The 21,981-nt window shown below is 73.7% G+C and carries 15 protein-coding genes and 1 other RNA gene; 6 read left to right on the forward strand and 10 right to left on the reverse strand.

Annotated elements, in window-relative coordinates:
* Positions 1 to 6: 6 nt before the first annotated feature.
* The 3 genes from M446_RS01235 (at position 7) to hslU (ending at position 3,177) form a co-directional block, all read left to right on the forward strand.
* Positions 7 to 1,110 carry an ATP-dependent DNA helicase gene (locus tag M446_RS01235; RefSeq protein WP_012330244.1) on the forward strand — a complete coding sequence of 368 codons (1,104 nt, stop codon included), beginning with the start codon at positions 7 to 9 and terminating at the stop codon, positions 1,108 to 1,110.
* Positions 1,111 to 1,269: 159 nt separating this feature from the next.
* The gene (gene hslV, locus M446_RS01240; protein ID WP_012330245.1) at positions 1,270 to 1,800 is read left to right on the forward strand and encodes an ATP-dependent protease subunit HslV; all 531 of its coding nucleotides are present in this window, start codon (positions 1,270 to 1,272) and stop codon (positions 1,798 to 1,800) included.
* A gap of 63 nt (positions 1,801 to 1,863) precedes the next feature.
* The gene (gene hslU, locus M446_RS01245; protein WP_012330246.1) at positions 1,864 to 3,177 is read left to right on the forward strand and encodes an ATP-dependent protease ATPase subunit HslU; all 1,314 of its coding nucleotides are present in this window, start codon (positions 1,864 to 1,866) and stop codon (positions 3,175 to 3,177) included.
* A gap of 121 nt (positions 3,178 to 3,298) precedes the next feature.
* Here the strand turns inward: hslU and mraY are convergent, their stop codons facing one another.
* The 7 genes from mraY to rnpB all read right to left on the reverse strand — a co-directional run bounded on the left by mraY (position 3,299) and on the right by rnpB (position 11,506).
* Positions 3,299 to 4,384 carry a phospho-N-acetylmuramoyl-pentapeptide-transferase gene (mraY, locus tag M446_RS01250; protein ID WP_012330247.1) on the reverse strand — a complete coding sequence of 362 codons (1,086 nt, stop codon included), beginning with the start codon at positions 4,382 to 4,384 and terminating at the stop codon, positions 3,299 to 3,301.
* Between the two features lie 100 nt (positions 4,385 to 4,484).
* Positions 4,485 to 5,942 (reverse strand): UDP-N-acetylmuramoylalanyl-D-glutamyl-2,6-diaminopimelate--D-alanyl-D-alanine ligase, encoded by a 1,458-nt coding sequence (locus tag M446_RS01255; RefSeq protein ID WP_012330248.1) that lies wholly within the window; start codon positions 5,940 to 5,942, stop codon positions 4,485 to 4,487.
* On the reverse strand, positions 5,939 to 7,405 hold the full coding sequence (locus M446_RS01260; protein WP_012330249.1) for a UDP-N-acetylmuramoyl-L-alanyl-D-glutamate--2,6-diaminopimelate ligase: 1,467 nt from the start codon (positions 7,403 to 7,405) through the stop codon (positions 5,939 to 5,941). The genes M446_RS01255 and M446_RS01260 overlap by 4 nt, the downstream gene beginning before the upstream one ends.
* The gene (locus M446_RS01265; RefSeq protein WP_012330250.1) at positions 7,402 to 9,204 is read right to left on the reverse strand and encodes a peptidoglycan D,D-transpeptidase FtsI family protein; all 1,803 of its coding nucleotides are present in this window, start codon (positions 9,202 to 9,204) and stop codon (positions 7,402 to 7,404) included. Before M446_RS01265 ends, M446_RS01260 begins: the two co-directional genes overlap by 4 nt.
* Before the next feature lie 8 nt (positions 9,205 to 9,212).
* Positions 9,213 to 9,707 (reverse strand): hypothetical protein, encoded by a 495-nt coding sequence (locus tag M446_RS01270; RefSeq protein ID WP_012330251.1) that lies wholly within the window; start codon positions 9,705 to 9,707, stop codon positions 9,213 to 9,215.
* Positions 9,704 to 10,717 carry a 16S rRNA (cytosine(1402)-N(4))-methyltransferase RsmH gene (gene rsmH, locus M446_RS01275; RefSeq protein ID WP_012330252.1) on the reverse strand — a complete coding sequence of 338 codons (1,014 nt, stop codon included), beginning with the start codon at positions 10,715 to 10,717 and terminating at the stop codon, positions 9,704 to 9,706. Before rsmH ends, M446_RS01270 begins: the two co-directional genes overlap by 4 nt.
* A 379-nt stretch (positions 10,718 to 11,096) precedes the next feature.
* Positions 11,097 to 11,506: RNase P RNA component class A (gene rnpB / locus M446_RS34410), an RNA gene on the reverse strand.
* Positions 11,507 to 11,633: 127 nt separating this feature from the next.
* Here rnpB and M446_RS37905 point away from each other — a divergent pair.
* Positions 11,634 to 11,810, forward strand: coding sequence for a hypothetical protein (locus M446_RS37905; protein WP_012330253.1), 177 nt, complete (start codon positions 11,634 to 11,636; stop codon positions 11,808 to 11,810).
* Positions 11,811 to 11,860: 50 nt separating this feature from the next.
* Here M446_RS37905 and M446_RS01280 read toward each other — a convergent pair whose 3' ends face one another.
* Together M446_RS01280 and M446_RS01285 are read right to left on the reverse strand one after the other, a co-directional pair.
* Complete coding sequence (locus tag M446_RS01280) at positions 11,861 to 12,940, reverse strand: calcium:proton antiporter (protein WP_012330254.1); 1,080 nt, start codon at positions 12,938 to 12,940, stop codon at positions 11,861 to 11,863.
* A 29-nt stretch (positions 12,941 to 12,969) separates the two neighbouring features.
* Positions 12,970 to 13,410, reverse strand: coding sequence for a VOC family protein (locus tag M446_RS01285; protein ID WP_012330255.1), 441 nt, complete (start codon positions 13,408 to 13,410; stop codon positions 12,970 to 12,972).
* Positions 13,411 to 13,554: 144 nt separating this feature from the next.
* Here M446_RS01285 and pepN point away from each other — a divergent pair, with 144 nt between their 5' ends.
* Together pepN and M446_RS01295 are read left to right on the forward strand one after the other, a co-directional pair.
* Positions 13,555 to 16,239, forward strand: coding sequence for an aminopeptidase N (pepN, locus tag M446_RS01290; protein WP_012330256.1), 2,685 nt, complete (start codon positions 13,555 to 13,557; stop codon positions 16,237 to 16,239).
* A gap of 182 nt (positions 16,240 to 16,421) precedes the next feature.
* A complete protein-coding gene (locus tag M446_RS01295; RefSeq protein ID WP_012330257.1) occupies positions 16,422 to 18,716 on the forward strand; it encodes a PAS domain-containing sensor histidine kinase in 2,295 nt (764 codons plus the stop codon).
* A gap of 275 nt (positions 18,717 to 18,991) precedes the next feature.
* On the opposite strand, the gene M446_RS01300 is transcribed toward M446_RS01295, so the two are convergent.
* Entirely contained in the window at positions 18,992 to 21,922 is a 2,931-nt protein-coding gene (locus M446_RS01300; protein ID WP_012330258.1) for a bifunctional [glutamine synthetase] adenylyltransferase/[glutamine synthetase]-adenylyl-L-tyrosine phosphorylase, read from the reverse strand.
* Positions 21,923 to 21,981 lie beyond the last annotated feature (59 nt).

Genomic DNA, 21,981 nt, shown 5'->3' on the forward strand with positions numbered 1-21,981 from the left:
CGGGCGATGACGCGGTTCAGCCCCGAGCAGGAGGCGGCCCTGCGGGCGGTGTCCGCCTGGCTGAAGGCGGGCGAGCCCCGGGTCTTCCGCCTGTTCGGCTTCGCCGGCACCGGCAAGACCACGCTGGCGCGGCGGGTCGCCGAGGATGTCGAGGGCGGGGTCCTGTTCGCGGCCTACACGGGCAAGGCCGCCTCGGTGATGCGCCAGCGCGGCTGCCACGACGCCGCGACCATCCACAGCCTGATCTACCGCGCCCGCGAGGGCGAGGAGGGCGGCCCGGCCTTCACCCTCAACCGCACCGGCCCGGTGTCGAAGGCGGCCCTCGTGGTCATCGACGAGTGCTCGATGGTCGATGCCGATCTCGGCAACGACCTCCTGTCCTTCGGCAAGCCGGTGCTGGTGCTGGGCGACCCGGCGCAGCTGCCCCCGGTCAAGGGCGGCGGCTTCTTCACGGAGGCCGAGCCCGACGTGATGCTGACCGAGATCCACCGGCAGGCGGCGGACGACCCGATCATCCGGCTGGCCATGGCGGTGCGGGAGGGCGGGCAGCTGGAGACCGGGCGCTACGGGGCGAGCGCGGTGGTGAACCGGCGGGGCATCACCCCGGAGGCGGTGCTCGCCGCCGACCAGGTGCTGGTCGGGCTCAACCGGACCCGGCGGCTCTACAACGGCCGCATCCGCGACCTGATGGGCCAGACCGACCCGATGCCGGCCGTGGGCGAGAAGCTGGTCTGCCTGCGCAACGACCGCACCAAGGGCCTGCTCAACGGCTCGACCTGGACCGTGCAGGCGCTGCGCGCCGCGCCCCGGCCCGACCTCGTGCGGCTCGACGTGGTGCCGGAGGACGACCCCGCCCTGCGCCGCCGGCCGCAGGACATCCGGGTGCTGCGCGCGGTGATCGAGGGCAGCGAGGAGCCGATCCCCGCCATCCTGAAGCGCGAGAGCGACGAGTTCACCTACGGCTACGCGCTCACCGTGCACAAGGCGCAGGGATCGCAATGGGACCGGGTGGTGCTGTTCGACGAATCCTACGCCTTCCGGGAGCATGCCCGGCGCTGGCTCTACACCGGCCTGACCCGGGCCGCCCAGGCGATCACGGTCGTGGTCTGATCGCTCGGAGGCTCGGCCTCGTCGCGGACCGCGCGAGGGCGGCCGGGGACATCCCGCCTCGGCGAGGTGGACGAACGCCTCCCCAACCCCCACCTACGCTTCGGACGAGCCGCACGGGAGAGGTCCTTGGGCAGCGACGAGGCGGGGGCATTGCCCCGCATGCATGCGACGACGATCCTGATGGTCCGCAAGGGCGGGCGCGTCGTCATCGGGGGCGACGGGCAGGTCAGCCTCGGCCAGACCATCGTGAAGGGCAATGCCCGCAAGGTGCGCCGCCTCGCCAAGGGCGCGGTGATCGGCGGCTTCGCGGGCGCGACCGCCGACGCCTTCACGCTGTTCGAGCGGCTGGAGGCCAAGCTGGAGCAGTATCCGGGGCAGCTCACCCGCGCCTGCGTCGAACTCACCAAGGATTGGCGCACCGACCGCTACCTGCGGCGGCTCGAAGCCATGATGCTGGTGGCCGACCGCGAGGTCGGGCTGCTGCTCTCCGGCTCCGGCGACGTGCTGGAGCCCGAGGGCGGCGTGATGGCGATCGGCTCGGGCGGCAATTACGCCCTCGCCGCCGCCCGCGCCCTCGAGGACCAGGACCTCGACGCCGAGGCGATCGTGCGCCGCTCGCTGGCGATCGCGGCCGAGATCTGCGTCTACACCAACGGCAACCTCGTGATCGAGAGCCTGGAGGCGGCCTGAGCCGCACGCCACCCCGTCACGACACGCGACGGCGGCCCCGACCGCCGCATCTCCGGACCCGCCATGACGACCTTCTCCCCCCGCGAAATCGTCTCCGAACTCGACCGCTACATCGTCGGCCAGGCCGACGCGAAGCGCGCGGTCGCGATCGCGCTGCGCAACCGCTGGCGCCGCCAGCAGCTCCACGGCCCCCTGCGCGAGGAGGTGGCGCCCAAGAACATCCTGATGATCGGCCCGACCGGCTGCGGCAAGACCGAGATCTCGCGCCGCCTCGCCCGTCTGGCCAACGCGCCCTTCCTCAAGGTGGAGGCCACCAAGTTCACCGAGGTCGGCTATGTCGGCCGCGACGTCGAGCAGATCGTGCGCGACCTCGTGGAGGTCGGGATCGGCCTCAAGCGCGACGAGAAGCGCCGCTCGGTCCAGGCCAGGGCGGAGGCGGCCGCGGAGGCGCGCATTCTCGACGCGCTCGTCGGGCCGACCGCGGGCCAGGCCACCCGCGACAGCTTCCGGCGCCGCCTGCGCGCGGGCGAACTCGACGACAAGGAGGTCGAGATCGAGCTCGCCAGCGCCGCGCCGAGCGGCCTGCCGATGTTCGAGATCCCGGGCGTGCCCGGCGCCGCCATGGGGGCGATCAACCTCGGCGACATGCTCGGCAAGGCGCTCGGCGGCCAGAAGGGCAAGCCGCGGCGCGTCACCGTGCGGGACGCCCACGCGCCCCTGATGGCCGAGGAATCCGACAAGCTCCTCGACCAGGACGCGATCGTCCAGGAGGCGGTCCGCGAGGTCGAGGACAACGGCATCGTGTTCCTCGACGAGGTCGACAAGATCTGCGCCCGCGAGGGCCGCGGCGGGGCGGACGTCTCCCGCGAGGGGGTCCAGCGCGACCTGCTGCCGCTGATCGAGGGGACGACGGTCGCGACCAAGCACGGGCCGGTCAAGACCGACCACATCCTGTTCATCGCGAGCGGGGCCTTCCACGTCTCGAAACCCTCCGACCTGCTGCCGGAGCTGCAGGGGCGGCTGCCGATCCGGGTGGAGCTCGCGCCGCTCACGGTCGACGATTTCCGGCGCATCCTGACCGAGACCGAGGCGAGCCTGCTCAAGCAGGCGGTGGCGCTGATGGCCACGGAGGGCGTCGCCGTCACCTTCACGGAGGACGCGGTCGACGCCCTCGCCCGGGTGGCCGTGGAGGTGAATTCCTCCGTCGAGAACATCGGCGCGCGCCGGCTGCAGACGGTGCTGGAGCGGGTGCTCGACGAGATCTCGTTCACGGCGCCCGACCGCGCGGGCGAGAGCGTGACGATCGACGCGGCCTATGTGCGGGAGCGGGTCGAGAGCCTCGCCCAGAACGCGGATCTGAGCCGGTTCATCCTGTGAACCGGGATCCGATCACGGCGGATCCCGGATCACGCGCCCGCGCGGCGCCTGAGCGAGGCCCGGATCCGCCGGCCCGAAGGGATCGGGGATGAGGCGGCAGGGGGCGGCCCCGGGCCGCCCCTCAGCGCAGCTTCAGCGTCGCGAGGCCGAGCAGCGCCAGCACCACGGCGATGATCCAGAACCGGATCACCACCTGCGGCTCCTTCCAGCCCTTCTGCTCGAAATGGTGGTGGATCGGCGCCATCCGGAAGACGCGCTTGCCGGTGAGCTTGAAGGAGGCGACCTGGATGATCACCGAGGCGATCTCCAGCACGAACAGGCCGCCCACCACCGCCAGCACGATCTCGTGCTTGGTCGCCACCGCGACGGTGCCCAGCAATCCGCCCAGCGCCAGCGAGCCGGTGTCGCCCATGAAGATCTGGGCCGGCGGCGCGTTGAACCACAGGAAGCCGAGCCCCGCCCCGATCAGCGCCCCGCACACCACCGCGAGTTCGCCCGTGCCCGGGACATAGTTCACCTGCAGGTAGGAGGCGTAGATCACGTTGCCGACCAGGTAGGCGATGATCCCGAAGGTCGCCGCCGCGATCATCACCGGCACGATCGCCAGCCCGTCGAGCCCGTCCGTGATGTTCACGGCATTGCCGGCGCCCACGATCACGAAGCTCGCGAAGAAGATCCAGAACAGGCCGAGGTTGACGATCGCGTCCTTGAAGACCGGGAAGGCGAGCCGGTAGGCGAGCCCCGGCGCCGAGTACTCCGCCACCGCCACGCAGGCCGCCACCGCGATCAGCGCCTCCAGGCCGAGCCGGAACTTGCCCGAGAAGCCCTTGTGGCTCTGCTTCGTCACCTTGAGATAGTCGTCGTAGAAGCCGATCGCCCCGAAGCCGAGCGTCACCACGACGGTGATCCAGACGTAGCTGTTGCGCGGGTTGGCCCACAGGAACACCGCGACCAGGAGCCCGGCCAGGATCATCAGCCCGCCCATGGTCGGCGTGCCGCGCTTGGTCAGCAGGTGGGTCTGGGGCCCGTCCTCGCGGATCGGCTGGCCCTTGCCCTGGCGCAGGCGCAGCAGCGAGATGATCCAGGGCCCGAACCAGAACACGAACAGGCCCGCCGTGAACAGCGCCCCGCCCGTCCGGAAGGTGATGTAGCGAAACACGTTGAACGGCGAGAAGACGCCGCTCAGTTCGGACAGGAGATACAGCATCCCGGGCTCATCCCGATATGGAGGTGAGCGCCGGCGGGGATGACGGCGCCGTTCGGTGGAGGCCGGCCGCGCCGGCGCCCGGAGGCTCGCGCGCGGCGGCTCAGGTCGGTCGCGCGGCGATGGCGTCCGCGCCGCCCCCGTAGCGGGCTTTCAGGGCCTCGACAATCCGGCCCATGCGGGTGCTGTTCGATCCCTTCACCATGACCGCGTCGCCAGGGCGGATCTCGGCCACGACCGCGTCGAGGAGATCGGCGGAACTCGCCGCCGCGACGCCCCGCGTGCCGGCCGGCAGCGCCTCGAACAGCTCCGCCATCAGCGGTCCGGCCACGAAGACGAGGTCGATCCCGTGCTCCGCCACGGCGGCGGCGAGGTCGCGGTGCAGGCGCGCCGCCTCCGCGCCGAGCTCCAGCATGTCGCCGAGCACGGCGATCCGGCGCGCCCGGCCCTGGACCTCGATCCCCGCGAGCGTCGCGAGCGCCGCCCGCACCGAGGCCGGGTTGGCGTTGTAGCTCTCGTCGACGAGCAGCGCCTCGCCGTCGCGCAGGCGCAGCAGCGTGCGCTCGCCGCGCCCGACCGGCGGGCGCAGCTGCGCCAGCGACAGGGCCGCGAGCGCGAGGTCGGCCCCGAGCGCGTGCACGGCCGCCATCACGGCGAGCGAGTTCAGGGCCGTGTGGCGGCCCGGCGTGCCGAGCTGGTAGGTGACCGGGATGCCCATCACCCGCGCGTCCACGATCGAGAGGTCGGGGCGCATCACCACGCGCTCGGCCCGCACATCCGCCCGCGGATGCTCGCCGAAGCTGACGATCCGGCCCGCCCGCGAGGCCAGCGCGTGGTCGCGCAGGCGCTCGAAATGCGGGTTGTCTCGGTTGATCACCGCGACCCCGCCGGGCTCCAGGCCGCAGAAGATCTCGCCCTTGGCGTCCGCGATGCCCGAGAGGGCGCGGAAATGCTCGATGTGGACCGGCTCGACCGTCGTCACGACGGCGACCTCGGGCCGGACCAGGCGGGTGAGCGGGGCGATCTCGCCCGCGTGGTTCATGCCGATCTCGAACACCCCGAAGGCGCTCGCCGCCGGCATGCGCCCGAGCGTCAGGGGCACGCCCCAATGGTTGTTGTAGGAGGCGACCGAGGCGTGGGTGGCGCCCTGCGCCGCCAGGACGTGGCGCAGGGCCTCCTTGGTGCCGGTCTTGCCGACCGAGCCCGTCACCGCGACGATGCGGGCGCGGCTGCGCGCCCGCGCCGCCGCCGCGAGCTTCCGCATGGCGGCGAGCACCGGATCCTCGCCCGCCTCCGGCACCGCGACGAGCGGGCCGGCGCCGGCGAGGTCCGCGGCGCGCGCCTGCGACACCACGGCGGCGCCCGCGCCGCGCGCGAGCGCGTCGCGGACGAAGTCGTGGCCGTCGCGCTGCTCGCCCCGGATGGCGAAGAACAGGTCGCCGACCTTCAGGGTGCGGGTGTCGATCGACAGGCCGGAGAGCGGCGCGTCGGGCGCGCCGTCGAGCGCGCGGCCGCCGGTGGCGGCCAGCACCGCGTCCAGGGTCCAGAGAGGCTCGGTCATGCACGCGTCTCCTCGATCGCGCTCAGCACCGCGTCGCGGTCCGAGAACGGAAGCGTGCGGTCGCCGATGATCTGGCCGGTTTCATGGCCCTTGCCGGCCACGACCAGCACGTCGCCCGGCGCGAGGTCGCGCACGGCGGCGCGGATCGCCTCGGCCCGGTCGCCGATCTCCTCCGCGCCCGGGGCGGCGGCCAGGATCTCGGCCCGGATTGCGGCCGGCTCCTCGCTGCGCGGATTGTCGTCCGTGACGATGACCCGGTCGGCGCCCGCGACCGCGATGCGCCCCATCATCGGGCGCTTGGCCCGGTCGCGGTCGCCGCCGCAGCCCATCACGCAGACGAGGCGCCCGGTCGCGAAGGGCCGCAGGGCCTGGAGCACGCCCGCCAGGGCCTCGGGCTTGTGGGCGTAGTCGACGACGCAGAGCGCCCCGCGATGGGTCGCCACCCGCTCGAGCCGCCCCGGCACGCCCGCGAGGTGGCCGAGCGCCCCGATCACCGCCTCCAGCCGGCCGCGCCCGGCCGGGGTGGCAAGGACGAGGGCCGCCGCCACCAGGGCGTTCTCGACCTGGTAGGAGCCGACCAGGGGCAGGTCCACCGTGAGCGCGCGCCCCTGCGCCGCGAGGGTGAGGCGCTGCGCGAAGCCCCGGGTCTCGACCGCGTCGAGGCGCAGGGTCTCGCCCGCGCGGCCCGTGGTGACGAGGGGCAGGGAGCGGGCGCGGATCGCCGCCACCGCGCGGTCCGCCATCGGCCCGTCCGCGTTGACGATCGCGGTCGCGCCCTCGGGCAGCAGGTCCTCGAACAGGCGCAGCTTGGCGGCGAGGTAGGCCTCGACCGTGCGATGGTAGTCGAGGTGGTCGTGGCCGAGATTGGTGAAGGCGGCGGCGGTCAGGCGCACGCCGTCGAGGCGGCGCTGCTCGATCCCGTGGGAGGAGGCCTCCATGGCGAGGTCGGTGATGCCGTCGCGGGCGAGCCGGTCGAGGGTCTCGTGCAGGGTGACCGGGTCGGGGGTCGTGAGCGCCCCGTAGGCGGCGCCCTCTCCGGTCACCACGCCGAGGGTGCCGAGGCTCGCCGAGCGGCGGCCGAGCCGCGCGAGGATCTGCCGGACGAAATCCGCGACCGAACTCTTGCCGCTGGTGCCGGTCACCGCGACGACCGTGGCGGGCTGGCCCGGATGCAGGCGCGCGGCCGCGAGCGCCAGGGCGCGGCGGGCATCGGGCACGGAGAGGTAGGCCACCGCCTGCGGCAGGTCGGCCGGCCGGGGCCCCTCCGCCACCATGGCGACGGCGCCGGCGGCCGCGGCCTGGGCGGCGAAGAGGCGCCCGTCCGCCCGGGTGCCCGGCACCGCCACGAAGACCGCGCCGGGCCCGACGCGCCGGCTGTCGGCCGTGAGGGCGGCGACCGGCAGCGCGGACGCGGCGCCCGCGGCCTCGGGGAAGAGCGCGCCGAGGGTCGTGGTCCCGCTCATCGCGCGCCGACCTGGTTGGCGTGGTAGGCGCCGAGCTTCACCATCAGCGGGAAGGGATTGGTCGGACCCTCGAATTTCGGCGGAAGCCCCAGGATCGGCGCCACGCGGGACAGGATCCGGCCCGTCACCACGCCGGAATTCCACGCCGCCGTGGCGTAGCCGCCCGATTCCGCCGCCACCGCCTGCGGCTCGTCCATGACCGTGACGAACAGGTACTTGGGCTTGTCCATCGGGGCGGCCGCCATGAAGGTGGTGAACAGCCGGTTCTTCACGTAATGGCCGCGGATCACCTTCTCGGCGGTGCCGGTCTTGCCGCCGACAAAGTAGTAGGGGTTGTCCGCCTTCTTGGCCGAGCCCTCGGTGGCGTTGAGGCGCATGATGAAGCGCATGGCCTCGCTGGTCTGCGGCGTCAAGACCTGGACGGCCTTCTCGCGGGCGGCGGCCTCGTCGCGGCGCAGGAAGGTCGGGGTGATCAGGAAGCCGCCGTTGGTGATCGCCGCGACCGCGGCGGCGGCCTGGAGCGGCGCCACCGCCAAGCCGTGGCCGAACGCGATGGTGATCGTGTTGATCTCGGTCCAGCGCGGCGGGACGATCGGCTCGGCGCTTTCCGGCAATTCCGTGCGCATGCGGTCGAGCAGGCCCATCTTCTTCAGGAAGGCCTTGTGGCCGGGCACGCCGACGCCGAGCGCCATCTTGGCCGAACCGATGTTGGAGGAGTGGGTGAACACCTCCGGCATGGTGATGACGCGGTTGGTGCCGTGGTACTCGTGGATCTTCTGGCGCCCCCAGGACAGCACGCCGCCGCGGGTGTCGAAGGTCGAGTTCACGGTGAACTTGCCGGATTCGAGCGCCATGGCGAGCGTCATGGCCTTGAAGGTCGAGCCCATCTCGTAGACGCCGACGTTCATCCGGTTGATGCGGTCGGGGTTGAGCGCGTCGGCGGGCTCGTTCGGGTCGAAATCGGGCAGGGAGGCCAGGGCCAGAACCTCGCCGGTATTCACGTCGAGGATCATCGCGGCCGCCGCCTTGGCCCGGTAATGCTCCATGCCCCAGGCCAGTTCGTCGCGCACGGCGTGCTGCGCGCGCAGGTCGATCGAGAGCTGGACCGGGGCGAGGTCGGCCGACTTCTCGATGAAGCCGAGGTTGTTGAGGTCCTTCAGGCCCGTCTTGTCGATGTACTTCTCCATCCCGGCGATGCCGACGTTGTCGAGGTTGGCGAAGCCGAGGACGTGGGCGGCCGCGACGCCGTTCGGGTAGACGCGCTTGTGGTCGGGCAGGAAGCCGATCCCCGGGATGCCGAGGCGGTGCACCTCCGCCTGCTGCTTGGGCGTCAGCTCGCGCTTGATCCAGACGAAGCCCGCGCCCTTGCGCTTGGGGGTGAGCTTGGCGCGCAGCTCCGCGGCGTTCAGGTCGGGCAGGACGGCGGTGAGCAGTTCGACCGCCTCGTCCTTGTCGACGATGTTGCCGGGCTCCGCGAAGGCCGACACCGTGCGGATGTCGGTGGCCAGGATCTCGCCGTTGCGGTCGACGATGTCGGGCCGGATCGCGGTCGCGGCGGCCGCGGCGACGCGCTGGGCTTGGCTCGACGGCTCCTCGGGGATCGCCGCCGTGAGGACGAGGCGCCCGATGATCACCGCGAAGACCCCGCCGAAGACGACGCCGACGAGGTTGACGCGCGCGCCGCTGCGCTCGACGGCGAAGCGGAACATCGCGCGCAGGATGGCGAGGAGGCGGGAGGGCCGCGGCGGGGCGGCCTCCGGGGCGGCCTCCGGGGCGGGATCGGGAGAGGCGTCGGACACGGGAGAACCTACCTCGTCGCCGTCGGGGTGCGGGTGGACGTGCGGGGGGGCGTGGCGGAGGGAGAGGCGCCGGGCGGCTTGGTGCCGGGAGAATGGGCGGCGGTCGAGCCGGTGGTCCGCGGCTCGTCCCCGCCCCGGCCCGCGCCCGGGCGCTCCCTCGAGGTGGGCGTCGCGGTCGCGAGCAGGCCGAGGGATTCGAGCTTGCGGGCGATCTCGTCGCCGCGATCGGCCCGGGCCGGCAGGTCGGCGAGGCGCCCGAGATGCTCGGTGCCGATCGGTTCGAGCCGGAGGTACTTGTCGACCGCGGCCTGGAGGCGGTCGGGCCGGGTGAGGAGCTGCCACTCGGCCCGCAGCACGGCCGTGGCCTCGCGCTCGCGGCGCAGGCGGCTCTTCAGCTTGGCGACCTGCTCGGCCTGATAGAGGGTCTCGTACTTGATCGAGTAGGCGTAGATAGCCGAGGTGATCAGCCCCGCGATGGCGAGGAGGTGGAGGAGACGGATCACCGGCGGCCTCCCCGCTCGCGGGGCGGCAGGGCGGCGAGGGCCGCGAGCGCCGCCAGGGGCTCGGGCGCCGGGGCGTCGGTGCGCTCGCCCGCGCGCAGCTTGGCCGAGCGCGCCCGCGGATTGGCGGCGGCCTCGGCCTCGCTCGGGCCGACCGGGCCCTTGGTCACCAGGGTGAAGCTGCGCGGGACGGGCCGCTCGGCCATCGGCAGGTGGCGGGAGGCCGAGACCGCCCGGCCGCTGCGCGCCGAGAAGAACTGCTTGACGATGCGATCCTCCAGCGAGTGGAAGGTGACGACGGCGAGCCGCCCGCCGGGGCGGAGGATCCGCTCGGCCGCGTGCAGCGCCCGGTTGAGCTCGCCGAGCTCGTCGTTCACCGCGATGCGCAGGGCCTGGAAGGTGCGGGTCGCCGGATGGATCCCGCTGCCGGGCTCCGCCCGCACCACGCCAGCGACGATCTCGGCGAGCGCCCCGGTCGTGGCGATGGGCGCGCGGCGGCGCGCCTCCAGGATGGCGCGGGCCACGGCCCGCGACCGCCGCTCCTCGCCGAAATGGTAGATGATGTCGGCGAGTTCCGCCTCCGGCGCCCCGTTGACGAGGTCGGCGGCGCTGGTCCCCGCCCCCTCCATGCGCATGTCGAGGGGGCCGTCGGCCCGGAAGGAGAAGCCGCGCTCGGCGCGGTCGAGCTGCATGGAGGACACGCCGATGTCGAGCACGACGCCGTCCACGGCCTCGACGCCCTCCCGGCGCACGATGGCGTCGAGGTCGCCGAAGCGGCCCTGGACCAGGCGCAGGCGCCCGCCCGCCGCCGCCGCGAGCTCCTGCCCGGCCGCGACGGCGGTCGGGTCGCGGTCGATGGCGATGACCCGCAGGTCCGGGTCGGCGGCGAGGAGCGCGCGGCTGTAGCCGCCCGCCCCGAAGGTGCCGTCCACGACGACGCCCGGCCCCTCGCCGAGGCGCAGCACGCCGCGCACCTCCGCGAGCAGCACGGGGATGTGGGGCGCCCCGCTCATCGGGCCGCTCCGCCGGCTTCCGGCCGGCCGCGGCGCCGCCTCGCGGCGGCGGACTCGCTCGCCTGACGGTCCATGATGCTCCGCAATCTGCGAGGGCCGCGCACCCGGCCGGATCCGGCGCCGCACGACCGCCCGCGCCCCGCCCGAGAACGCGCCGGCCCGCTGGCCGCCGGGGACTCGCCCGTGCGCCGGTTTGGGTTGCGCCGTCAATGAGTTGGGCTGGGCTATCATGGGCCTCCGGGAGCGTCAACGCGGCCCTGCGGGGGAGGCCGCCTCGACGGAGCCCGATCAGACGGCAGCAACGTTAATGAAGGCTTGCGGAAATCGCCTCCCACCCGGGGAACGTGCAGCCCGCCCTCGCCTTCGGGTGAGCGGAATGGGGATCAGCCGGCCTGTAAGCCGGGTTCTGTAGGGCCCGGCGGACCCTCGCGGGTCCCCCGGACGTGGCGGCCATTCCTCTGGGACGGCCGTTGCCGGCCGCCTCGAGCAACCAACCCGGGCGACGGGCCTGGGGAGAGGCCTGGGCGGGCCGTCGGCCCGCCCGTGTCGCCCCTATTCGGTCTTGCTCCCGGTGGGGTTTGCCGTGCCGTCCGCGTTGCCGCGTCCGCGGTGCGCTCTTACCGCACCCTTTCACCCTGACCGGCGCGGGCCTCGCGGCCCGCCCGGCGGTCTCCTCTCTGTGGCACTGTCCCTGGGGTCGCCCCCGCCGGATGTTATCCGGCACCGTCTCTCCATGGAGCCCGGACTTTCCTCCCTGCCCGAGGGCAGAGCGGCCGCCCGGCCGGCTGATCGGCGCGATGTGCGACGGGAGGCGCCCCGCGTCAAGGCGCGGCGCGGGTTGCCGGGTCCGGAGGCCGCTCCTACCTGCCCGGGCAAGGCCGCGCCCGACGCGGCCGACGAGACCAGGAGGCAGTCCATGAGCGAGACCGTCGAGGCCGGCTGGACGCTGGAGACCGTGCAGCAATTGCGGGCGATGGCGCGCGAGGGCGTCGCGCCCGCGGTGATGAGCCTGAAGCTCAAGCGCTCGGTCACGCAGATCCACGCCAAGCTCGCCGAACTCGGTATCACGCCGTCCGCCAAGAGCAGAGACTGAGCTGAGACTTGCGGCGGGCGCGGCCGGGATCCGCCGGGGCGCCCGCTCTCCTACGGGATCAGGGCGAAGAACAGGAAGGAGGCGAAGACCACGAGGTGCACGATCCCCTGCAGCACGGTCGTGCGCCCGGTGCCGAGCGTGATCACCGCCACGAGCAGCGTGAGCGCGAGCAGCACCTGATCCTTCGGGGGCAGGCCCAGCACCAGGGGCCGCCCGATCAGGACCGAGACCAGGGCCACGGCCGGGATCGTCAGCCCGATCGTCGCCAGGGCCGAGCCGAGGGCGAGGTTCATGCTGGTCTGGAGCCGGTTCGCCCGGGCGGCGCGCAGGGCCGCCAGCCCCTCCGGCATCAGCACGAGCGCGGCGATCACGATGCCGGAGACGGATTTCGGCACGTCGGCCACGTCGATCGCCCGTTCCAGGGTCGGGGTGAGCGCCTTGGCGAGGCCGACGACCGCCACCAGGCAGGCGAGGAGGAGCCCGAAGCTCGCCAGCGCGACGCGGGCGGGCGGCGGGCCGGCATGCTCCTCCTCGGTGCCCCCCTCGGGCAGGAAGTAGTCCCGGTGGCGCACCGTCTGCACGAACACGAAGGCGCCGTAGAGGGTGAGCGAGGCCGCCCCCGCGAAGAGGAGCTGGGGCACGGTGAAGGCCGGCCCGGGAGTGCTCACGAAGTTCGGCAGGACGAGGGTGAGCGTGACCAGCGCCGCCAGCACCGCCAGGGCCGCGAGCGCTCCCTGCAGGGCGAAGCCCTGCTCGTGGTGGCGCACCCCGCCGGCGAGGAGGCAGAGCCCGACGAGCCCGTTGCAGATGATCATCACGGCGGAGAAGACCGTGTCGCGGGCGAGCGCCGCCTTCTCGGGCCCGCCCGCCACCATCACCGAGACGATCAGCGCGACCTCGATCACCGTGACCGAGAGCGCGAGCACCAGCGTGCCGAAGGGCTCGCCCACCCGGTGGGCCACCACCTCGGCGTGGAAGACGGCCGCGAACACGGTGGCGACGAGCCCGGCCGCCGCGGCCGCGAGGAGCAGCGCGGGCGGCTCCGTCAGGATGGCGGCGGCCAGCAGGAGCCACGCCACCAGCGGCGAGGCCCATGCCCAGACCGGCATCCCGCCCGCGGGAACCTGCATCGTCCCGGCCCTCCTCCCGGCGCCCGCCGCTACCAAGTGCCGGTGTTCGGCATCGACGCCCAGGGCTCCCGCGGCGGCTTCGCCCCGCCCTTCTGCAGGATCTCGATCGAGATGCCGTCGGGCGAGCGCACGAAGGCCATGTGGCCGTCGCGCGGCGGGCGGTTGATGGTCACGCCGGCGGCCTGCAGCTTGGCGCAGGTCTCGTAGATGTCGTCCACCTGATAGGCGAGGTGGCCGAAATTGCGCCCGCCCGTGTAGTCCTCCGGGTCCCAGTTGTAGGTGAGTTCGAGGAGCGGCGACCGCGACTCCCGGGCGCGGGCGACGTCGCCCGGGGCGGCCAGGAAGACCAGGGTGAAGCGGCCCTTCTCGTTCTCGACCCGGCGCACCTCCTCCAGGCCGAACTTGCCGCAATAGAAGTCGAGGGCGCGGTCGAGGTCGGCGACCCGGACCATCGTGTGCAGGTATTCCATCGTCGGGGCTCCTCGGGGACCGCGGCCATATGTGGGTCCGGGCGCCGTCGGGTCAACGCGGGGCGCCCCGCCGCCGCGTTGCGCGGGCCCGGATGCGGGCTACAAGAGGGGACGCCCGCCGCCCGTCAGGAGCCCGCCCGCCCCATGCGCACCGAGTCCCCGCCGATCGTCCGCCTCGCCGATTACCGGCCGAGCGACTACCTGATCGACCGGGTCGATCTCAACGTGCGGCTGCACCCGACCGAGACCCGGATCTCCGCCACCCTGGCGCTGCGGCCCAACCCGCGCGGCGAGGCCGGTGCGCCGCTCCACCTCGACGGCGACGACCTCGCGCTGCTGGCGGTCGCCCTCGACGGCCAGCCGACCGCGCCGGGGGCGATCGAACTCGGCCCCCTGGGCCTCACCCTGCACCGGCCGCCGCAGCGCCCCTTCGTGCTCAGCCTCGAGACGCAGGTGAACCCGAGCGCCAACACCAAGCTGATGGGGCTCTACCGCTCGAACGGCGTCTACTGCACCCAGTGCGAGGCGGACGGGTTCCGGCGCATCACCTACTTCCTCGACCGGCCGGACGTGCTCGCGGTCTACACCACCCGGATCGAGGCCGACCGGGACGAGGCGCCGGTGCTCCTCGGCAACGGCAACCCGGTCGAGGCGGGCGAGGCCGGGCCGGGGCGCCACTACGCCGTCTGGCACGATCCCCACCCGAAGCCCGCCTACCTGTTCGCCCTGGTCGGCGGCCGGCTCGGCCGCATCGCCACCCGCTTCACCACCATGGAGGGCCGCGACGTCGCGGTCGCGGTCTACGTCGAGCCGGGCAAGGAGGCGCGCGCGCCCTACGCCCTCGACGCCGTCACCCGCGCCATGGCCTGGGACGAGCGGCGCTTCGGCCGCGCCTACGACCTCGACGTCTTCAACGTCGTCGCGGTCTCCGACTTCAACATGGGCGCGATGGAGAACAAGGGCCTCAACATCTTCAACGACAAGTACGTGCTGGCCAGCCCCGACACCGCCACCGACACGGACTACGCCAACATCGAGGCGATCATCGCCCACGAGTATTTCCACAACTGGTCGGGCAACCGGGTGACCTGCCGCGACTGGTTCCAGCTCTGCCTCAAGGAGGGCCTGACGGTCTTCCGCGACCAGGAATTCTCCTCCGACGAGCGCTCGCGCCCGGTCCACCGCATCGCCGAGGTGCGCACCCTGCGCGCGCGCCAGTTCCCGGAGGATGCGGGGCCGCTCGCCCATCCGGTCCGGCCCCAGGCCTACCGGGAGATCAACAACTTCTACACGGCGACGGTCTACGAGAAGGGCGCCGAGATCGTCAGGATGCTGGGCACCCTGCTCGGCCCGGCGGCGTTCCGGGCCGGCATGGACCTGTTCTTCGCGCGCTGCGACGGCACCGCCGCCACCGTGGAGGATTTCCTGGCCGCCTTCGCGCAGGTGAGCGGGCGCGACCTCGCCGCCTTCTCGCGCTGGTACGCGCAGGCCGGCACCCCGACCGTGTCGGTGGCCGGGCGCTACGACCCGGCCCAGCGCAGCTACACCCTCGACTTCCACCAGAGCCTGCCGGCCGTCGCCACGGAGGCGGCCGGCGGCGGCCCGCCCCAGCCCCTGGTGATCCCGGTCGCCCTCGGCCTCGTCGGCCGCGGCGGCGGCGCCCTCGAGGCCCGCTCGGACCGGGTGCGGGACGGCGTCTTCGTGCTGGAGGGCGAGAGCGACCGCCTCGTCTTCACGGAGGTGGCGGCCGAGCCGGTGCCCTCCCTGTTCCGGGGCTTCTCGGCCCCCGTGAAGGTCGCCCATTCCCTCGACACGGCCCAGCGCCTGACCCTGCTCGCCCACGACAGCGACCCGTTCAACCGCTGGCAGGCGGCCCAGAACCTCGCCCTCGACCTGGTCACCGCGCGGGCGCGGCTCGGTGCCCCGATCGAGGCCGATGCGGGCCCGGAGGCGGCCGCCCTCGCGGAGGCGCTCGGCGCCTTCCTGGACGGGGAGGCCCTGCGGGACCCGGCCTTCGCGGCCCTGGTCCTGGCGATCCCGGGCGACCAGGAGGCCGCGCAGGAGATCAGCACCAACGTCGACCCGGACGCGATCCACCGCGCCCGCTGGACCCTGCGGGCCCATCTCGGCCGCGCCCTGCTGCCGCGGCTCGTCGCCCTGCGCGACGCGCTCGCGGCCCCGCCCGGCAGCCCGTTCAGCCCCGACGCCGCGAGCGCCGGGCGCCGGTCCCTGCGCAACGCCGCCCTGGACCTGATCGCGGCGGCCGATCCCGCCCGCGGGACGGCGCTCGCCGAGGCGCAGCTGCGCGAGGCCGACAACATGACCGACCGCCTCGCCGCCCTGGCGGTGCTGACGCTCCTGCCCGGCGAGGCGCGCGAGCGCGCCCTCGCGGCGTTCGGGGAGACCTACCGGGGCGAGCCCCTCGTCCTCGACAAGTGGTTCGCCCTCCAGGCGATGATCCCCGAGGCCGGCACCGTGGCGCGGGTGCGGGCGCTGATGCGCCACGAGGGCTTCTCGGCCTCGAACCCGAACCGGGTGCGGGCGCTGGTCGGCAGCTTCAGCCTCAACAACCCGACCCAGTTCCACCGGGCGGACGGTGCCGGCTACGAACTCCTCGCCGAGACGGTGCTCGACGTCGACTCGCGCAACCCCCAGGTCGCGGCACGTTTGCTCACGGCCTTCAACACGTGGCGGATGATGGAGCCGACCCGGCGCGCCCGCGCGGAGGCGCAGCTGCGCGCCATCGCGGCCGCCCCCGGCCTGTCTCCCGACGCGGGCGACATCGCCAGCCGCTCCCTGGCGCCGGCCCGGCACCACATAAACACCTGATAGAGAGACGCAATTTCGATTCGAAGCCATCCCGCGGCGCGACCCCTTAACAAAAGTCTAACGCCCGCCCTGCCCCTGGGATCAGCTGGACAAATCAGCTGTGGAAATGTCACATGAGGCGGTGATTCGGGGGCGGGGCGTGTCGCCGAGTCGCTTCACCGAAGCGTGCGGGGGAAGAGAGTATGCTGGAGGCGGATCCCGCCCCACTCACTGCTCGTGCGGCCACGATCCTCGGCATCGCGCGGGCCCTCACCCCGGCGCACCAGCGCCTGGCTCGCGCCGAATCCTGGCTGCGCGTGGCGATCCCGGCGGTGATCGGCCTGTTCCTGGTCTGCCTGTTCGCGATCACGGCGACCCAGCTGATGTCCCAGCGCCGCGACGCCGTCGCGGAGGCCGGCCGGGAGATCGACCTCCTGGCCCGGCTCGCCGCCGCGACCCTGGCGCAGGGCGGCGGCCTCGACGGGGCGGTGCCCGCGGGCGCGCTCATCCCCGGCCGCGAGATCCACCTGATCGGACCCGACGAGGTGATCACGGCCTCCCTTCCGGTGCCGCTCCCGCCGGGGCGCAGCCTCGGGGAACATCTCGGCGAGGCGCAGCCGCTCCTCATCCTGGGGGAGCGGGCGGGCCTCATGACCGTCGGCCTCCGCGGCGCCCCGGCCCTCGCCACCCTGCGGGCGCTGCCGGGGGGCCAGCAGCGGGTCGCGGTGGTGCAATCCCTCGACACCGTGACGGCGGCCTGGCAGGGCCGGGCCCGCACCGAGGCGATGGTGATCGGCACCGCCACCCTGGTGATCGTCTGCATCGGCCTCGCCTACACCCTGCAGGCCGACCGGGCGCGGGCGGTGGACCGGGTCTGCGAGCAGGTCCGCCAGCGCCTCGACACGGCGCTCTGCCGCGGGCGCTGCGGCCTGTGGGACTGGGACATCGCCCGCGGGCGGATCTACTGGTCGGACTCGATGTACCAGCTCCTCGGCTACACCCGGGAGCACGAGTTCCTGTCCTTCGGCGACGTGAACGCCCTCGTCCACCCGGACGACACCGACCTCTACGGCCTCGCGAGCCAGCTCGCCGCCCAGGACGCCACCGTCGACCACGAGTTCCGGATCCGCAGCGCCGCGGGCGAGTGGATCTGGCTCAAGGCCCGCGCCGAGATCGTGCGCGACCAGGAGGATGGCGGGCGCCACCTGGTCGGGATCGCCATCGACATCTCCGAGCAGCGCCGCCTCGCGGAATCGACCGCGACCGCCGACATGCGCCTGCGCGACGCCGTCGAGGCGGTCTCGGAGGCCTTCGTGCTCTGGGACGCGCAGAACCGCCTCGTCCTGTGCAACTCGAAATTCCGCCGCCTGCACGCCCTCACGCCGGAGGACGCGCAGCCGGGCCGCCGCTACGACACCATCATGGGCCGGGCGGCCGTGCCGCCGGTGCGCCGCGAGATCCAGGCCGGCGAATTCGCCGAGACCGGCGCGCGCACCTTCGAGGCCGAGCTCGCCGACGGGCGATGGCTCCAGATCAGCGAGCGCCGCACCAAGGACGGCGGCTACGTCTCGGTCGGCACCGACATCACCGCCCTCAAGCGCCACCAGGAGCGCCTCGTCGAATCCGAGCGCCAGCTGATCGCCACGATCGCCGACCTCAAGCGCTCCCGCCGCACCCTCGAACTTCAGACCCAGCAGCTCGCCGACCTCGCCGAGCGCTACCTCGACCAGAAGGCCCAGGCCGAGAGCGCCAACCGCTCCAAGTCCGAGTTCCTGGCCAACATGAGCCACGAGCTGCGCACCCCCCTCAACGCGATCCTGGGCTTCGCCGAGGTGATGCAGGACGAGGTCTTCGGGCATCTCGGCTGCGAGAAGTACCGCGAATATTGCCGCGACATCCGTTCCAGCGGCCAGTACCTGCTCTCGGTGATCGACGACATCCTGGACATGTCGCGCATCGAGGCGCGCCGCGTGACCCTCGCCAAGCAACCCCTGCCGGTGGCGGAGGTGCTGGAGCGGGTGCTCAAGGTCGTCGCCGAGGCGGCGCGGGCCAAGGGCCTCACCCTCAGCGTCGAGATGAACGCGGACGCGGTGGTGCTGGCGGATGCCCGCGCCCTGCACCAGATCCTGCTCAACCTGCTCCAGAACGCCGTGAAGTTCACGCCCGACGCGGGCCGCGTCGCGGTGCGCACGCGGCGGGCCCTCGATGCCGTCCACATCTACGTGGAGGATAGCGGCATCGGCATCCCGCGCACGGTGCTGCCGAAGCTCGGCGCGCCCTTCGAGCAGGTCGAGAGCAACCTCTCGCGCAGCTTCAAGGGCTCGGGCCTCGGCCTCGCGATCGCCCGCTCCCTGACCGAGCTGCATGGCGGGCGCCTGCGCATCCGCTCGGAGGTCGGCTCGGGCACCATCGTGCTGGTGCGGCTGCCCCAGCCGCCGGGCGACGCGCCCTTCGCGCGCGAGGGCGCGGTGGCAGCGCTGCCGGCTCCGGTGGCCTGATCCGGGATCCGGTCGATCCAAGCGGCTCCCGGATCATCCGCTGTCCGGACGATCGCTTCCGGAACGCGCATGACGAGCCCGCGCGGCGCGCGAGCGAAGCCCCAATCCGTCATCCCGAAGGGATCGAGCGGATCGGGGATGAGGGGCCGACCCTCCGTGGCCGTGCGGGACGGGGGCTTCGCTCGACCTCGGCTCCCGAGGTCGCGGACCGGTCCCGGCTCGGCGGCGAGGGACGGACCATCGACGGGGAGGGCCGCGGCCCTCCCCCGCGCCCGTCACGCCAGCAGGCGCTCGAACCACGCCCTGACCTCGGCGCGCGTCTCCGCCAGCCGGGCCAGCAGCGCCGCCTCGTCGGGCAGGCCCGCGGCGGCGGCGAGGCGGGCGCGGGTAGCGGGGGCGGCGCCCTTCTCGAAGGAGCCCTCCACCATCAGGCGCTGCCAGTGATGCACGTCGTCGAGGAGCCGGTAGGCCTCGCGGAGCGCGTCGGCGGCCTCGTCCGGCAGCAGGCCGCGCGCCCGCGCCGCGGCGAACAGGGACGGGGCGTCGCGCCCGATCAGGTCCGGATGCGCGGCGGCGTGGGTGAGGACCAGGGCCTGGGCCAGGAAATCGAGGTCGAGGAGGCCCCCCGGGGAGAGTTTGAGGTCGTGGGGACCGCCGTCGCCCTTCTCGCGGGCGATGAGCGCGCGCATGTCGCGCACCTCCCGGGCGACGAGGGCGGCGTCGCGGGGACTCTCCAGGATCGCCGCGACGGCCGCCTCGATCTCGGCGCCGAGGTCCGGATCGCCCGCGAGCACCCGCGCGCGGGTCAGCGCCATCTGCTCCCAGAGTCCCGCCTCCTCGTGCTGGTAGGGCACGAAGCGCGGCCATTGCCCGGCGACCGGGCCCTGGCTCCCGCCCGGCCGCAGGCGCAGGTCGACCTCGTAGAGGTGCCCGCGCCGGGTCGGGACGGTGAGCGCCGCGACGAGGCGCTGCGCCAGGCGGTTGTGGTAGACGGCGGCGTCGAGGGGGCGCCGCCCGTCGCTGTCGCGGTGGCGCGGGTCGAAATCGTACAGGACGACGAGGTCGAGGTCGGAATCGGCGGTGAGCTGGCGGGAGCCGAGGCGGCCGAGCCCGAGCACCGCGACCCGGGCGCCCGGCACCTGCCCGTGCTCGGCGGCGAAGACCGCCCGCACGGCGGCGAGCGCCTCGGCGACGATCGCCCGCGCGATGGCCGCGTAGGCCCGCCCGGCCCCGGCCGGCGGCAGGATGCCCGAGAGCATGCGGGCGCCCGCGACGAAGCGCATCTGGCGGGCGGCGTCGCGGCTGCGGTCGAGGAAATCCTCGAAGGCCTGCGGCGCCCCGATCAGGCGGCGGATCTGCTGGGCGATCGCCTCCTCGTCGGTGACCGGGTCGACGAAGGCCGGGTCGATCACCGCGTCGAGGACGTGCGGGCTGTAGGCCACCGTCTCGGCGAGGCGCGGGGCGGTGCCGAGGAGATCGGCGAAGAGCAGGCGCAGCCGCTCGTGCGAGCGCAGGATGGTGAGGAGTTCGACCGCCGCCGGCATGCGCCCGAAGGCGTGGTCGAGGGCGGCGAGCGCCCCGTCCGGATCGGCCGTCCCGGCGAGGGCCTGGAGCAGGGCGGGGACGAGTTCGGTCACGACCTCGCGGGCGCGGGGGCTCGTCACGGCCGGGCGCCGGCCGTGGTGCCAGCCCCGCACCGTCTCGATCGCCCGCTCGGGGTGGCGGAAGCCGAGGTCGCGCAGGGTGGCGAGCGTCGCGGGGTCGTCCTCCGCCCCCGTGAAGACGAGGTCGCCGAGATCGACCGAGAGGTCCGGCCCGGCCTCGAACAGGAGCGCGTAATGGGCCTGGACCCGGGTCGCCTCGGCGACGAGCGCCGCCCCGAGCGCCTCGGCGTCGCGGTAGCCGCAGAACCGGGCGAAGCGCGCGAGCCGGCCCGGCTCCTCGGGCAGGCGCTGCGTCTGCTCGTCGGCGACCATCTGCAGCCGGTGCTCGAGCGTGCGCAGGAACCGGTAGGCGCGCGCGAGCTCGTCGCGGGCCTCGGCGGTGATCCAGCCCTCCGCGTGAAGGGCGGGCAGCATGTCGAGGGTGCGCTGGCCGCGCAGCGACGGGCGGCGCCCGCCGAAGACGAGCTGCTGGGTCTGGACGAAGAACTCGACCTCGCGGATGCCGCCGCGGCCGAGCTTGATGTCGTGTCCCGCCACCGCGATGGCGCCGTGGCCGCGCACGGCGTGGATCTGCCGCTTCATCGCGTGGACGTCGGCGATCGCCGCGAAGTCGAAGTACTTGCGCCAGACGAAGGGGCGCAGCTCGGCGAGGAACTCCTCGGCGAGCGGCAGGTCGCCCGCCACCGGCCGCGCCTTGATGAAGGCGGCCCGCTCCCAGTTCTGGCCGACCGTCTCGTAGTAGGTGAAGGCGGAGTCGAGGGAGAGCGCGGTCGGCGTCGCGCCGGGATCGGGCCTGAGGCGGTAATCGACCCGGTGCACGTAGCCGTCCGCGTCGCGCTCCTGCAGCAGCTTGGCCAGGGTCTGGGCGAGGCGGCTGAAGAAGGGCGTGGCCTCGACGCCCTCGCGCAGGGGCGCCCGCGCGGGATCGAAGAACACGATCAGGTCGATGTCGCTCGAATAGTTGAGCTCGCCCGCCCCGAGCTTCCCCATGCCGAGGACGATGACGCCGCTGTCCTCCTGGGGCGCGGCCGGGTCCCTCGGCCGGAAGCGCCCGCCGGCGGCGGCCTCGTGCAGGGCGGCGTCGAGGGCGGCCTTCACGGAGGCGTCGGCGAAGTCCGACAGCGCCGCCGTGACCGCCTCCAGCGACCAGACCCCGCCGATATCGGCGAGCGCCACGAGCAGCGCGTGCTCGGCGCGGTTGCGGCGCAGGCAGCGGGCCACCTCGGCGCGGGGCGTGCCGGCGGCACCAGCGCCCCACTGCGCCGCGACGAGATCGGCGTGGGCGGCCTCCGGCCCCTGACCGAGCAGGCGGGCGAAGCGCGCGGGCTCGCGGGCGACGAGACCCCACAGGAAGGGGGAGTGATCGGCGAGCCCGAGCGCGAGGGCGCGCACCGGCCCGTCGAGGCGCAGGGCCGCCGCGAGGGCGGCGTGGTCCGGGCAGCCGTCGAGGGCGGCGAGGAGGTCGGCGAGGCGGTCGCGGGCCCGGTCGGGCTCGGACAGGAGCGGGGCGGACCGGATCCGGTCGACGAGCGGGGCTGACATGGCGCGACCTCCCGTCGGGGCCGTGTCGCCCCTCGGGAGCGGTGGTGGCACGATCCCGC

This window comes from Methylobacterium sp. 4-46 (assembly GCF_000019365.1).
Taxonomy (GTDB): Bacteria; Pseudomonadota; Alphaproteobacteria; order Rhizobiales; family Beijerinckiaceae; genus Methylobacterium.

What these genes read in the sequence shown, in the direction of transcription:
- M446_RS01280 (WP_012330254.1), bottom strand. Translation starts at nt 12,940, where the DNA reads ATGCAGGTTCCCGCGGGCGGGATGCCGGTCTGGGCATGGGCCTCGCCG.
- M446_RS01285 (WP_012330255.1), bottom strand. Translation starts at nt 13,410, where the DNA reads ATGGAATACCTGCACACGATGGTCCGGGTCGCCGACCTCGACCGCGCC.
- rsmH (WP_012330252.1), bottom strand. Translation starts at nt 10,717, where the DNA reads ATGAGCGGGGCGCCCCACATCCCCGTGCTGCTCGCGGAGGTGCGCGGC.
- hslV (WP_012330245.1), top strand. Translation starts at nt 1,270, where the DNA reads ATGCATGCGACGACGATCCTGATGGTCCGCAAGGGCGGGCGCGTCGTC.
- M446_RS01255 (WP_012330248.1), bottom strand. Translation starts at nt 5,942, where the DNA reads ATGACCGAGCCTCTCTGGACCCTGGACGCGGTGCTGGCCGCCACCGGC.
- M446_RS37905 (WP_012330253.1), top strand. Translation starts at nt 11,634, where the DNA reads ATGAGCGAGACCGTCGAGGCCGGCTGGACGCTGGAGACCGTGCAGCAA.
- hslU (WP_012330246.1), top strand. Translation starts at nt 1,864, where the DNA reads ATGACGACCTTCTCCCCCCGCGAAATCGTCTCCGAACTCGACCGCTAC.
- pepN (WP_012330256.1), top strand. Translation starts at nt 13,555, where the DNA reads ATGCGCACCGAGTCCCCGCCGATCGTCCGCCTCGCCGATTACCGGCCG.
- M446_RS01300 (WP_012330258.1), bottom strand. Translation starts at nt 21,922, where the DNA reads ATGTCAGCCCCGCTCGTCGACCGGATCCGGTCCGCCCCGCTCCTGTCC.
- M446_RS01260 (WP_012330249.1), bottom strand. Translation starts at nt 7,405, where the DNA reads ATGAGCGGGACCACGACCCTCGGCGCGCTCTTCCCCGAGGCCGCGGGC.
- M446_RS01295 (WP_012330257.1), top strand. Translation starts at nt 16,422, where the DNA reads ATGCTGGAGGCGGATCCCGCCCCACTCACTGCTCGTGCGGCCACGATC.
- M446_RS01235 (WP_012330244.1), top strand. Translation starts at nt 7, where the DNA reads ATGACGCGGTTCAGCCCCGAGCAGGAGGCGGCCCTGCGGGCGGTGTCC.
- mraY (WP_012330247.1), bottom strand. Translation starts at nt 4,384, where the DNA reads ATGCTGTATCTCCTGTCCGAACTGAGCGGCGTCTTCTCGCCGTTCAAC.